The 13,341-nt window shown below is 64.4% G+C and carries 10 protein-coding genes and 2 pseudogenes; 6 read left to right on the top strand and 6 right to left on the bottom strand.

The genetic code is table 11. The features are described 5' to 3' along the window. Positions 1-150: 150 nt before the first annotated feature. The gene (locus LJX93_RS02955; RefSeq protein WP_033703386.1) at positions 151-1,488 is read left to right on the top strand and encodes an MATE family efflux transporter; all 1,338 of its coding nucleotides are present in this window, start codon (positions 151-153) and stop codon (positions 1,486-1,488) included. Between the two features lie 63 nt (positions 1,489-1,551). On the opposite strand, the pseudogene LJX93_RS02950 reads toward LJX93_RS02955, so the two are convergent. From LJX93_RS02950 to LJX93_RS02925, 6 genes and pseudogenes are all read right to left on the bottom strand, one after another. Further along, positions 1,552-1,725 (bottom strand): annotated as a pseudogene (locus tag LJX93_RS02950) (transposase); the annotation flags it as partial. Positions 1,726-1,924: 199 nt separating this feature from the next. Beyond that, a pseudogene (locus LJX93_RS02945) lies at positions 1,925-2,098 on the bottom strand (transposase); the annotation flags it as partial. Positions 2,099-2,251: 153 nt separating this feature from the next. Further along, positions 2,252-4,165 carry an arginine decarboxylase gene (gene speA / locus LJX93_RS02940; RefSeq protein WP_033703387.1) on the bottom strand — a complete coding sequence of 638 codons (1,914 nt, stop codon included), beginning with the start codon at positions 4,163-4,165 and terminating at the stop codon, positions 2,252-2,254. A gap of 152 nt (positions 4,166-4,317) precedes the next feature. Then, the gene (locus LJX93_RS02935) at positions 4,318-4,689 is read right to left on the bottom strand and encodes a translation initiation factor Sui1 (RefSeq protein ID WP_033703388.1); all 372 of its coding nucleotides are present in this window, start codon (positions 4,687-4,689) and stop codon (positions 4,318-4,320) included. Between the two features lie 231 nt (positions 4,690-4,920). Further along, on the bottom strand, positions 4,921-5,454 hold the full coding sequence (locus LJX93_RS02930; protein WP_033703390.1) for an NUDIX hydrolase: 534 nt from the start codon (positions 5,452-5,454) through the stop codon (positions 4,921-4,923). Positions 5,455-5,456: 2 nt separating this feature from the next. Continuing rightward, positions 5,457-6,524, bottom strand: a complete 1,068-nt coding sequence (locus tag LJX93_RS02925; RefSeq protein ID WP_033703391.1) for a DUF2333 family protein — start codon at positions 6,522-6,524, stop codon at positions 5,457-5,459. 249 nt (positions 6,525-6,773) lie between these two features. On the opposite strand from LJX93_RS02925, the gene LJX93_RS02920 reads away from it, so the two are divergent. From LJX93_RS02920 to accB, 5 genes are all read left to right on the top strand, one after another. Further along, positions 6,774-8,141: a diguanylate cyclase gene (locus tag LJX93_RS02920; RefSeq protein ID WP_033703393.1), complete on the top strand. Its 1,368-nt coding sequence runs from the start codon at positions 6,774-6,776 to the stop codon at positions 8,139-8,141. A gap of 133 nt (positions 8,142-8,274) precedes the next feature. Further along, complete coding sequence (locus LJX93_RS02915; RefSeq protein WP_227696739.1) at positions 8,275-10,236, top strand: methyl-accepting chemotaxis protein; 1,962 nt, start codon at positions 8,275-8,277, stop codon at positions 10,234-10,236. Positions 10,237-10,366: 130 nt separating this feature from the next. Further along, complete coding sequence (locus LJX93_RS02910; RefSeq protein ID WP_186660665.1) at positions 10,367-12,145, top strand: protein-disulfide reductase DsbD; 1,779 nt, start codon at positions 10,367-10,369, stop codon at positions 12,143-12,145. A gap of 179 nt (positions 12,146-12,324) precedes the next feature. Continuing rightward, a complete protein-coding gene (aroQ, locus tag LJX93_RS02905; RefSeq protein WP_033703396.1) occupies positions 12,325-12,777 on the top strand; it encodes a type II 3-dehydroquinate dehydratase in 453 nt (150 codons plus the stop codon). Between the two features lie 99 nt (positions 12,778-12,876). Continuing rightward, positions 12,877-13,338, top strand: coding sequence for an acetyl-CoA carboxylase biotin carboxyl carrier protein (accB, locus tag LJX93_RS02900; RefSeq protein WP_033703397.1), 462 nt, complete (start codon positions 12,877-12,879; stop codon positions 13,336-13,338). Positions 13,339-13,341: the final 3 nt, after the last annotated feature.

Raw genomic sequence — 13,341 nt, 5'->3', positions numbered from 1 at the left:
GGCAGCGTGTACGTGAGGGCAGCAACTATAGCGCAACGCCGGGCGCATCACCCGAAGTCGAGCGCCAGGTGAGACCGCGTTCGCGCGCATTGGTTGCCTGGCCGGTACACTGTGGCCTGCAAACGCTGCCCCCATGACCTTAGGACACCGATGAGCTCCCTGACCACCGACTGGCGCGACCGCCCTACCCACCGCAAGGTCTGGGGCCTGGCCGCACCGATGATCCTCTCCAATATCTCGGTACCGCTGGTGGCGCTGGTCGACAGCACCGTCATTGGCCACCTGCCCCATGCCCATCAGCTGGGCGCAGTGGCGGTGGGCGCCACCCTGTTCACCTTCATGGTCGGCCTGATGGGCTTTCTGCGCATGGGCTCTACCGGTTTTGCGGCCCAGGCTGCCGGCCGCGGCGACGGCGCAGCGTTGCGCCAGGTGCTGGTGCAAGGGCTGCTGCTGGCCTTGGGCTTTGCCGTGATCATCGGCCTGCTGGCGCTGCCCTTCAGCCAGCTTGCACTTCATGCGATGCAGCCCAGCGCGGCGTTGCAGCAATCCACCGAAGATTTCTTCCACACTCGCCTGCTCGGGCTGCCTGCTGCATTGGCCAGCTACGCGCTGGTCGGCTGGTTCCTGGGCACCCAGAATGCCAGGGCGCCGCTGGCCATTCTGCTGACGACCAACCTGCTGAACATCGTGCTCAACCTGTGGTTCGTACTCGGCCTGGACTGGGGGGTGCTGGGTTCGGCGCGGGCGTCGGTGATCGCCGAATGGAGCGCCGCGCTGCTGGGGCTGGCCCTGACCCGCCCGGCCCTGCGCGCCTACCCTGGGCACATCGCCTGGGCGGCGTTGAAGCGCTGGCAGGCATGGCGGCCACTGCTGGCCGTCAACCGCGATATCTTCCTGCGCAGCCTGGCCTTGCAGCTGGTGTTTCTGTTGATCACCGTGCAAGGCGCACGCCTGGGTGAAGCGACGGTGGCCGCCAACGCGTTATTGCTCAATGGCCTGCTGCTGACCGCCTACGCCCTCGATGGCCTGGCCCATGCTGTCGAGGCCTTGTGCGGGCACGCCATTGGTGCGCGCGACCACACCAGCCTACGCCGCGCGTTGGTCGTGGCGTGTGGGTGGTCGCTGATCACCAGCGTCGGGTTTGCCGTGTTGTTCCTGCTGGGGGGGCATCTGTTCATCGACCTGCAGACCGATATCGACAGCGTGCGGGCAGCGGCTTACCCGTACCTGCCGTACCTGGCGGTGCTGCCGGTGGTGGCGGTGTGGAGTTACTTGCTGGACGGGCTGTTCATCGGCGCCACGCGGGCCAGGGAAATGCGCAATGCGATGCTGGTTTCGGTGGTGATTGCGCTGCCGGTGGCGTGGGGCATGAGCGGGTTTGGCAACCATGGGTTGTGGCTGGCGTTTCTTGGCTTCATGGCGCTGCGGGCGGTGACGCTGGGGTGGGTTGGGTGGCGGTTGCAGCAAAAGGGGTTGTGGATTCGGTAGTGCCGGATGCCTGTAGGAGCGGCCTTGCGTCGCGAAATGAGGGCGCAGCCCTCACCTGCTGACCTACAGCCACACACAATCCCAATGTGAATACTCGCCAGCACGCTGCACCAGACCGGCACGCATGGGATTGGCGACGATGTAACGCGCGGCGGCTTTTACATCGTCTTCTTTGCGTAGTGCCCGATCATGGTAACCCCGTTGCCAGATATGCCGACGTTCTGCACCCAGCCGATGTCAGCAGGTAAAGACCGGGTGTGACCTCGGTGAGGGCTTCGCCCTCATTTCGCGACGCAAGGCCGCTCCTACAAAAGCACCGCGATCCCGTGCAGGGTTGTAGGTTCGGTAGTGCCGGGGCCGCTCCTACAGCGGTTATGCGATGCCTGTAGGAGCGGCCTTGCGTCGCGAAATGAGGGCGCAGCCCTCACCTGCTGACCTACAGCCACACACAATCCCAATGTGAATACTCGCCAGCACGCTGCACCAGACCGGCACGCATGGGATTGGCGACGATGTAACGCGCGGCGGCTTTTACATCGTCTTCTTTGCGTAGTGCCCGATCATGGTAACCCCGTTGCCAGATATGCCGACGTTCTGCACCCAGCCGATGTCAGCAGGTAAAGACCGGGTGTGACCTCGGTGAGGGCTTCGCCCTCATTTCGCGACGCAAGGCCGCTCCTACAAAAGCACCGCGATCCCGTGCAGGAGCGGCCTTGCCGGGGCGCCGGCCCGGTCGGAAAGGGCCGCTAAGCGGCCCCAACGATCACGAAGACAAGTACGAAGAGCGGGTCAACCCAAGGCGCAAGGCATCAAGGTACTGGGTCCGCTCACGCGCGCTGATCTTCGCGCTGGCCACCTTGTCGCGGTAGTGAGTCATCAACTCCTCCGGCGACAAGTGCACGTAACGCAGCATGTCTTCGATGGTGTCGTGGGTCTCGATACCGGCGTGGTACACGCTGCCATCGGCGTTCTGGTAGATGTTCACCGAGTCGGTGTCACCGAACAAGTTGTGCATGTCGCCCAGGATCTCCTGGTAGGCGCCGACCAGGAACACGCCCAGCAGGTAGTCCTCACCCTCATTGAGCGCATGCACCGGCATGCTGGTCTCGATGCTCTGCTCGTCGACGTACTGGTTGATCTTGCCGTCGGAGTCACAGGTCAGGTCTTGCAGCACCGCACGACGCAGCGGCTCCTCATTCAGACGATGCAGCGGGATGATCGGCAACACCTGGCCGATGGCCCAGGTGTCCGGCAGGCTCTGGAACACCGAGAAGTTGCAGATGTACTTGTCGGCCAGCTTGTCGTTGAGCTCGTCCAGCACCTGACGGTGCGAACGCTGGCGTGCCTTCAGCGAGTTGTGCAGGCGACGGCACACGGCGAAGTAGCACTGCTCGGCCAGGGCCTTCTCGGCGAGGCTGATCTTGCCATCGGCATACTGCGCCGCCACGTCACCCATGTAGTGGGTGGCGCGCCAGTAAGTCTCGGTGACCATCTCGATGTCGGTCGGGCCGAGCAGGTCGGCCAGCCACTGCACGGTCTGCGGCAGGGCCTCTTTGTTCTCGATGGTCGGCACGTCGTCGTTGTGTTTCTCGACGTCGGTCACCTGGATCACCAGCATGGCGTGGTGCGCGGTCAGCGAACGGCCGCTCTCGGAGAAGATGTGCGGGTGCGGCAGGCCCTGCGCGTCGCAGAACTCCTTGAGCATGCCCACCACCACGCCGGCGTAGTCATCCATGTCGTAGTTGATGGAACTGGCATTGCGCGAGTGGGTGCCGTCGTAGTCCACACCCAGGCCACCGCCGACGTCGATGTGATCGACCGGCAGGCCCAACGCACGCAGCTCGCCGTAGTAACGGATGGCTTCCTTGAAGCCGTGCTGGTAGTCGGCCAGGTTGGCGATCTGCGAGCCCATGTGGAAGTGCAGCAGGCGGATGCCCTGGTCCAGGCCGGCATCGCGGAAGCGTTGCACCACCGAAATCAGCTGGGCGGCAGACAACCCGAACTTGGACTTCTCGCCACCGGTGTCCGCCCACTTGCTCGAAGCCAGCGAAGACAGGCGCACACGCAAGCCCACCTGCGGCTTCACCTTCAGCTCGGCGGCCTCCTCGATCACCAGGGCGACCTCGGACTCCTTCTCGATGACGATGAACACGTTGTGGCCCAGCTTCTGGCCCATCAGCGCCAAGCGAATGAACTCGCGGTCCTTGTAACCGTTGCAGACGATGGTGCCGCCCTTCGGCGCCAGCGCCAGCACCGCCAGCAGCTCAGGCTTGGAGCCGGCCTCAAGGCCGATCGAGACATTCTGGGTGGCGATGATGTTTTCCACCACCGCTTCCTGCTGGTTGACCTTGATCGGGTACAGCGCGGTGTACTGGCTCTGGTACTCCAGGCGCGCGATGTTGGCGTCGAACGCACCGGTCAGCTGGCGTACGCGGTCTTGCAGGATATCGGGGAAGCGCACCAGCAACGGCAACGACAGGCCGCTCTGGCGTAGCTCGTCGACCTGCTCGAACAGGTCGATCGGCGCGCTCTGGGGGCCATTGGGGCGCACTTCGACGCGCCCGGCTTCATTGATGGCGAAATAACCAGCGCCCCAATGGCGGATGCCGTAAACACTGCGGCTGTCGGCCACGGTCCATTGGCTACCATCGTCTTTGCGTGTGCGTCGTACGGACATTCAAGTCCCCTATAGATAAGTCGAAGACACTGCCCCAACAAAAGGGCCGGCGCAGTGTAAAAGCTGAAAATGACGGTTCGTCCGGTTCAGGGGTAGACCCTGCCAACAGGAACGAGTTTAGAAAGCACTGGGCAAAAAATCGCGCGCTGGCCTCAGCCGCCGGACTTTTTAGCTTTGAAACCCTGTTTGGTCAGCTCGCCGATCAACAGCTCGACATGGTCGCCCTGAATCTCGATAACCCCGTCCTTCAAGGCGCCACCGGTACCGCAGCGGCGCTTGAGCGTGGTGGCCAGCTCCTTGAGCTGATCGAGGGGCAGCGGCACGCCGGTGACAGTGGTCACGGTCTTGCCACCGCGGCCTTTGCTTTCACGGCGCACACGGGCAGTACCATCCCCCTCGGGGACGACTTGCTGCTTGCAGGTGCAGGCATCCACCGGCTGGCCACAGTCGGGGCAGTGCCGACCGGCATCGGTGGAGTAAACGAGACCGCCAAGGGCGGCGAAGGAAGAAGCTTTCTTGGCCACTTTTGTTCCTCTGTGCTGAGGACAAAAACTGGTCGGCGGGAGCCGACCGCGAAGCCCCACTCTGGCAGGGGCGGCGCTACTGCCGCAAGATCCTGCGGCAGCCCGAAAAGGGCGCGCAGTGTAACGATAAATCGGGGGCTTGTGTAGGAGCGGGTTTACCCACGAACAAGGGCGTAGCCCTTGCCATGAAACGCAGGTGTCTGGGACGGCCTCTTGCGGCTAAACCCGCACCTACAGACTGGCTCTATACCGCTGCAACGCCGCCAACGAGTCCGGGCAATACGGCATGCCCAGGCTTTCTGCCTGGGCCTGCTCCAGGCTGATGAACCGCGCCTCGCTCACCTCCTCCGGCTGCAAGCGCAAAGGCGCATCGGACACCGCCGAATACACCGCACACCACAAGCGGTTATCAGGCTGGTCGAAGTAGAAGCGCTCATGAAAGCGCAACGCGACGCCATCGACACCCAGCTCTTCGGCCAACTCCCGGGCTGCCGATTCGGCATACCCCTCGCCCGCCGTCACCATGCCGCCTGCTGCCACATCCCAATACCCAGGGTACAGCGCCTTGCTCAAAGTACGCCGGTGCACGCACAACTCACCGGCACCATTGAACAGCAAGATGAACGTGCAGCGGCCGATCAGGCCGCGCTCACGCAGTTCAGCCCTGGGCAGGGCACCCAGTACCTGATCGGCCTCGTCGACCCAGGCGACCAGCTCACGGTCGGAAGCCGCCCGGTGGGCGGCTTCCTTGGTGCTGATGACCACTATCAGCCCTGCGACAGCAGCTGACGCAGGTCGATGACCGCAGCGTTGGCGCGGGAGATGTAGTTGGCCATGACCAGCGAGTGGTTGGCCCACATGCCAAAGCCGCTGCCATTCAGCACCATCGGGCTCCACAGCGCTTCCTGCGAGGCTTCCAGCTCACGGATGATCTGGCGCACGCTGACGGTGGCGTTCTTCTTCGCCAGCACGTCGGCGAAGTCGACCTCGATGGCACGCAGCAGGTGCGACAGCGCCCAGGCTTGACCACGGGCCTCATAGAACACGTTGTCGATCTGCAGCCATGGGGTTTCGACCACCTCCTCGTCAACCTGCGGCGCCTGGCCAGGTTGCACCGACTCGGTCTTCAGGGTGGTGTTGAGCTTGACCCGGCCAACGCTGGCCGAAAGGCGCTGCGACAGCGAACCCAGGCGGGTGGCCACATCGCCCAGCCAGTTGTTCAGGTTATCGGCACGGGTGTAGAAGATCGCGCCTTTGTCGCCAGCGGCGAGGCGGGTCTGGTAGCGGTTGAGCGACTTGATGCCTTCTTCGAATTCCGACTCGCTCGACGGCAGGATCCAGCTCTTGTTGTCGAAGTTGAAGCGCGGCTCGGCCTTGGCCAGGTCGGCGTCTTCGGTGGACTGCGACTGCGAACGGGCGAAGTCCTTGCGCAGGGCACGGGACAGGTCGCGGACCTGAACCAGCACGCCGTATTCCCAGCTCGGCATGTTGTCCATCCACAGCCCCGGCGGGAAGCGGTCGTTGGAGATGTAACCGCCCGGCTTGTTCAGCAGGGTACCGGCGACAGTCTTGAGGGTTTCGATGGTGGTGTAGCCGACCACCATCTGCTGGCCATTGCGCTCGGCCGCGGTCTGGGCGTTCTGCTGCACCGGGAACAGCTCAGGCTCCTGGCTCCAGTACCAGCCCAGGCCGATGCAGACCAGCAGGTACAGGCCGATCAGGGTACCCAGAGCACGGCTCCAGAGCCCGCCCAGGTAGCTACGGGCGGCGGCGCCACGGCCATCAACACGCTCGCGGGGTTCGGCTTTGGCCTCGCGGTTTTTCCAGTCCAGCATGGCATTGTCCTTAATCAGTCTCGACGGTTCAGGGGCTTTGACCACAGGCGTGCGCCAGGGTGCCACGGCAAGCCCGCGTCGCTGCACTATAAAGCAGACACTGCCGTACGCATAAGCGACCAGTGGGTCGGTAACTGAATATTCGTTCTAAACCCTTTGTTGATGGAGGGCACTCACCCAAAGGTAAAGAGCTGCTAGCATAGAGCCATCATCGAACCTGCATACCACCCACCCAAAAGTAGCCAGGACATGAGCCAAGCAGTCGATCCGAGCCAGCAGTGCCCCGCCCAGCACCTGTCGCGTACCGGCCTGCGCAAGGATGACCCGCTCAACCAGGTGCCGCTGCCCCTGCGCAAGCCGGTGTACATCCTTTTGCAGGACCACGAGCGTGCCCAGCGCCTGGCCCAACAGCTGGAGTTCTTCGGCCTTGGCGTGCAGCCCCTGTTCAGTGCCGATGCCTTCCACGCATCGCTCAGTGAATGCCCGCCTTCGGCCATCGTCATGGACGTGGACTTCACCGGTAGCGGCCAGGGCCTGCTCCTGGCAGCCCAAGCTCAGGCCCAGGCTCAGCAGGGATTGCCGCAGCCCATTCCGCTGCTGTTCTTCAGCCATCACGAAACCGATACCCCTACCCGCCTGGCGGCGGTGCGCGCCGGCGGCAAGGAGTTCCTCACCGGCACGCTGGAAGCCTCCAGCCTGCTGGAAAAGGTCGAACTGCTGACCAGCGCGACCCCGCACGACCCGTTGCGGGTATTGATCATCGACGATTCGCGCACCCAGGCCTTGCACACCGAGCGCGTGCTCGCCAGCGCGGGCATGATCACCCGCAGCCTGACCGACCCGATCCGCACCATGGCGGAACTGGCCGACTTCCAGCCCGACCTGATCATCCTCGACCTGTACATGCCGGCCTGCACCGGCCCGGAGCTGGCCAAGGTGATCCGCCACAATGACCGCTACGTCAGTGTGCCGATCATCTACCTGTCGGCCGAGGACGACCTGGACAAGCAGCTCGATGCCATGAGCGAGGGCGGCGATGACTTCCTGACCAAGCCGTTTCGCTCGCGTCACCTGATCACCACCGTGCGCAACCGCGCCGCCCGTGCCCGCCACCTCAAGTCACGCATGGTCCGCGACAGCCTCACCGGGCTGTACAACCACACCCATATCCTGCAATTGCTCGAAGACTGCTGCTACCGCGCCCGGCGCGAGCAGCAGCCGCTGAGCTTCGCCATGCTCGATATCGACCGTTTCAAGCAGATCAACGACCGCCACGGGCACCCGATGGGCGACCGGGTGATCAAGAGCTTGGCACTGTTCCTCAAGCAACGGCTGCGCAAGACCGATTTCATTGGCCGGTATGGTGGCGAAGAGTTCGCCATCGTCATGCCCAATACCGCACTGGATGCCGCGCACAAGGTGCTGGACGAGATCCGGCGGCGGTTTGCCGAAATTCTTTATCCGGCGCAGCCGCGTGACCTGAACTGCACGTTCAGCGCAGGCGTGGTGCAACTGGACGATGAGCTGGATGCGCTGACCATGGCCAGTGCGGCTGACGAGGCGTTGTACCGAGCCAAGCATGCGGGGCGTAACTGCGTGGTGCGGGTCGAACCCTAGGCCTTTGCAGGGGCCGATAAAGGCCAAATGCCATCTATTTCTCTCAGCGAGCCCCAGCCGTCATCACTGCGTAACAAAACCGCAATAACTTCAGGCGCTTACTTCTCCCACTCCCCGCAGGAAGTTCGCGGCTATGCGCCTGAAGTGGCTGACCAATTTCAACACCCTGTTGCTGGTGACCGTCTGCATCGCCCTGGGCGCGACCCTGTGGTGGTCGCAGCGTGCCCTGGAGCGCCCCTATCAGATGATGGAGCGCTACCTGGGCCTGTCCCAGCAGTTCCAGAACCAGGCAGCGCGCAACATCCAGGCCTACCTGGGCAGCGGTGACGCCTTGCGCCACGCCGCCGCCATGGAGGCCAACCAGCAGTTGCAGGCGGCTTTGGCCGAATGGCCCGAGGCGTTGGCCGGCACACTGCGCCCCAGCCTCGACAGCCTGCAGGCCTTTACCGCCGACGAACTGCTGGCGGCCGGCAAGCTGGCCGGTGACCCGCAAGCGCTGCTGTTGCAGGCCGAGCGCGAACTGGGGGCCAACTTCGAACAGTTGGCCGGCTACGCCCGGGACAGCAGCAGTGCCGAGGCCGACCGCTACCTGCTGCCGCTACTCGACGCCACCGTGCACCTCGGGCGCCTGTCGCTGGCACGCGACAAGCTGGTCAGCAGTGGCCGCCCTGAACTGGCCGATGAAGTGGAGCGCGAACTGCAACTGATCCGCGCCCAGGCCCAGGCCATCGACAGCCTGCCGTTGCTTGGCGTGACCCGAGCGGCCGAGTCCAATGCCGACGATTTCGCCGCCATGATGGGCCTGCAGACCCAAGCCAGCGAGCAGCAGGAAGACCTCGCCGTCGGCCTCAAGCGCGAACTGCTAAGCCTGCTCAATCGCTACCCGGCCGAACTGCAACGCACCCGCGAGCAGATCGAACGCCGCGCCGCCCTGGCCGCCAGCGCGGGCCAGCGCCTGGAAGCGGTGCAACAGGCCATCGCCGGGCTGGAGCCGCAGGTCCGCGGCGAGCATGCCCGGATCGCCGCCGAAGTGCGTATCAGCCAAGGCCTGATGATCGGCCTGATCCTGCTGATCGCCCTGCTCATCGACACCCTGCAGCGGCGCTTGGCGCGAACCCTGACCAGCCTGGCTCCGGCCCTGTCGCACTGGGCCGAGGGCGATTTCGCCGAACCCATCGCCCTGGGCAAGACCAACCGCGAGCTGCACGACATCCAGGAATCGCTCAACCGCCTGCGCCAGTACCTCGTGGCCCTGGTCGGCACCCTGCGCCACAACGCCGAGCAGGTGGCCGGCAGCAGCCACGCCCTGGCCGGCATGAGTGCCGCCCTGCACGACGGGGCCGAGCGCCAGGCCGGCGATACGGGGCAAATCCGCGACGCGCTCGCTGAACTGGAGGCCACCATCCAGCAAGTGGCCGGCGATGCCAGCGCCGCCGCCGACGCCAGCCATGATGCGGGGCGTGCGGTGGAACGCGGCCAGACGGTGATCGGCCAGAGCTTGTCCGGTTTGCGTGAGCTGGTCGACGAGGTGCAGGGCAATGCCCGCATGATCGAACAGTTGGCCGAAGAGTCTGCCACCATTGGTGGTGTGTTGACGGTGATTCGCTCGATTGCCGAGCAGACCAACCTGCTGGCCCTCAACGCCGCGATCGAAGCTGCGCGCGCCGGCGAAATGGGCCGCGGCTTTGCCGTGGTGGCTGACGAAGTGCGCTCCCTGGCACAACGCACCACCGGTGCGACGGGCGAGATCCAGGCGCTGATCGACCGCTTGCAGCAGGCGGCCAAGGGCTCGGTGGCGGGCATGCGGGCGCAACTCGAACATGCCGAGGCCACTGCCAGCCAGGCCCAGGCCGCTGACGGCGCGCTGGACGAAATTGTCCGCGCCATTGGCACCATTGCCGATACCGCAGTGCGCATCGCCGATGTCACGGCACAGCAGAGCGGCGCGGTGAGCGAGATTCGCGACCATAGCGAGCGGATTCATGCGTTGGGTGAGGACAATTTGCAGCGCATTGGCGAGGGGCGCGAGCAAGGCGAGCAATTGCTGAACCTGGGCAGCGAGCTGAGCACGGCTGTGCGTGCGTTCAGGGTCTGATCGTCTGCCTGTGGGGCCGGTACAGGCGATACAAGCAACAGCGGCCATGTGTCGCTCGCCCAGACGCCACACGCCAAATCCAGACCAACTCCGTTATCATGCCCAGCACGTTCCACCTCGCGAGTCCGCCATGCGCCGCCTGTTTCTCCTGCTGTTCCTGCTGCTGGCCAGCCCTGCCTTCGCTACGGGCCTGCTCGACAACCGCCCAAGCGCCACCCTCGGCGCCGCTTCCCTGTCCAACGCCGCAGATTTCCTGCCCGTTCACGAAGCCTTCAAGCTCAGCCTGATCCAGGCCGACGCCCAGCACATCAAACTGCGCTTCGTCGCCACCGACGGCTACTACCTTTACCGCCACCGTTTCCAGTTCCGCACGGAACCGGCCGACGTGGCCCTGGGCACGCCCAACATCCCCAAGGGCGAAGCCAAGCACGACGAATTCTTCGGTGACGTCGAGGTGTATCACGGTGTGCTCGACATCGAACTACCCCGCACCGACTCACGCGCGTTCACCCTGTTGGTGGGTTACCAGGGGTGCGCCGACAAGGGCCTGTGCTACCCGCCGGAAACCGAGCGCCTGAGCATCGACGGCGAAGGCGGTGCCGCCGCTGTAGCGCCGGCGGCCGGTGAACAGGGCTGGAACTGGAAATCGCTGTTGCTGTTCTTCCTCGCCGGCGTCGGCCTGACCTTCACCCCCTGCGTACTGCCGATGCTGCCGATTCTCTCGGGCGTGGTCCTGCGCGGCCAGGTCGGTGGGCTGCGCGGGCTGGCGCTGTCACTGGCGTACATCCTGCCGATGGCGGTCAGCTTCGCGGTACTGGGCGCGCTGATGGGCCTGTTCGGTGCCGGCCTCAACCTGCAGGCGCGCCTGCAGTCGGCTTGGTTGCTGGTGCCCTTCGCGCTGTTTTTCGTGGTGTTCGCCCTGGCCATGTTCGGCCTGTTCGAGCTCAAGCTGCCGCAAGCCTTGAGCAACCGCCTCGACAACGTCGCCAGCCGCACCAAGGGTGGCTCGTTGCTCGGCGCAGCGGTGCTGGGCGTACTTTCCAGCCTGCTGGTGTCGCCCTGCGTGTCGGCACCGCTGGCCGGTGCCCTGCTCTATATCAGCGCCAGTGGTGATGCCTTGGGCGGTGCGCTCAAGCTGTTCGCCCTGGGCCTTGGCATGGGTGCGCCGCTGCTGCTGGTTGCCACCGGCGGCGCGGCCTGGCTGCCGAAGAGCGGCCCGTGGCTGAACACGGTGAAAAACGCCATCGGTGTGCTGCTGCTGGGCCTGGCCATCGGCCTGCTCAGCCGCGTACTGCCCGGGCCGCTGACCTTGCTGCTGGTCGGCTTCCTGGCCGGCGGTGTGGCGGTGTTCCTCGGCGCCGTGGAGTTCGTTATCAAAACCCCGCGCCAGCGCCTGGCACAACTGCTGGGCCTGGCCTTGCTGGTTTACGCCCTGGCCTGCTGGTACGGGGCGCTCAATGGCCAGGGCGACCCGCTGCGCCCCTTGCCGGCGCCCGGCGTGGCTGCTGGCAGTGCTGGCCCTACCGCCCCCGCGGATGCCTGGCAGACCATCACTACCCCCGCCGCGCTGGACGCCGCCCTGGCCCAGGCCAAGGCCGCCGGCCAGCCGGTGCTGCTCGACTGGTACGCCGACTGGTGCATCAGCTGCAAGGTGATCGAGCACGAAGTGCTCAACGCCGCGCAGGTCCAAGCGCAGCTGGGCGCGTTCAAGCTGCTGCGCTTCGACATCACCGACAGCAATGCCGAGCAGCGCACCCTGCTCGATCGCTACCAACTGTTCGGCCCGCCCGCGCTGCTGTTCTTTGCAGCGAACGGCAGCGAAATGACCAGCGATCGGGTCATTGGCGAGATAAACGCCGGCGATTTTGCCGAGGTTCTGGCGCGCGTGCGCGGCAAACTCGGTCTATAACTTCCGGCGGGCCGCAGAAAATCCTCGGCACAGTGACCGGATTTAATCATCCGGTCACATACTTCGCGCGAATCTCGGACATCGTGCTGGCTATTGCCGGGAACTGGACACTTGCCGTCGCTTTGCGGCACACTCGCCGCGCTGTGTCGAATTGCCCTACAAATCCAAGGAATCCGCAGATGGCTACGCTACTGGTGCTTCACGGCCCCAACCTCAACCTGCTCGGTACCCGCGAGCCGGGCCACTACGGCGCCGTGACCCTGGCCCAGATCAACCAGGACCTGGAGCAACGTGCCCGCGCCGCAGGCCACCATCTGCAATACCTGCAGAGCAATGCCGAATACGAACTGATCGACCGTATTCACGCCGCACGCAACGAGGGTGTGGACTTCATCCTGATCAATCCGGCTGCTTTCACCCACACAAGTGTCGCATTACGTGACGCATTGCTTGCGGTGAGCATCCCATTCATCGAAGTGCACCTGTCCAACGTGCACAAACGCGAACCGTTCCGCCACCACTCCTACTTTTCCGATGTGGCCGTAGGGGTGATTTGCGGCCTGGGCGCCAGCGGTTATCGCATGGCCCTGGAGTCCGCGCTGGAACAACTGGCTGCCAACGCACAGCCCTGATGACAGAGACCCTGGCCTAAGTGGGCCGGGGTTTGAGAGAAACGTTCTAGACACGTTTTCAATTACGCCCCCTGACCGAACCTTGGGAGTTGATGATTAATGGATATCCGTAAAGTCAAGAAACTGATCGAACTGCTGGAAGAGTCTGGCATCGACGAACTGGAGATCAAGGAAGGCGAAGAGTCGGTCCGTATCAGCCGTCACAGCAAGACCCCAGCAGCTCAACAGTTCTACGCACCGGCCCCGATGGCTGCCGCCCCTGTAGCTGCCCCGGCCGCTGCCGCTGCTGCTGCCCCGGTCGCCGAAGCCGCTGCCCCGGCCCTGAAAGGCACCGTGGTGCGTTCGCCGATGGTTGGTACCTTCTACCGCAAACCATCGCCGACCTCGCCGAACTTCGCTGAAGTTGGCCAGTCGGTGAAAAAGGGCGACACCCTGTGCATCGTCGAAGCCATGAAGATGATGAACCACATCGAAGCCGAGTTCGGCGGTGTCATCGACGCCATCCTGGTAGAAGACGGCCAGCCGGTTGAGTTTGACCAGCCGCTGTTCACCATCGTTTGAACC

The organism is Pseudomonas sp. HN2-3 (assembly GCF_020691745.1).
Classification (GTDB): Bacteria; Pseudomonadota; Gammaproteobacteria; order Pseudomonadales; family Pseudomonadaceae; genus Aquipseudomonas; species Aquipseudomonas capeferrum.
Note: the sequence above shows the minus strand (reverse complement) of the source record. Positions and strands in the feature narration are given on the sequence as shown.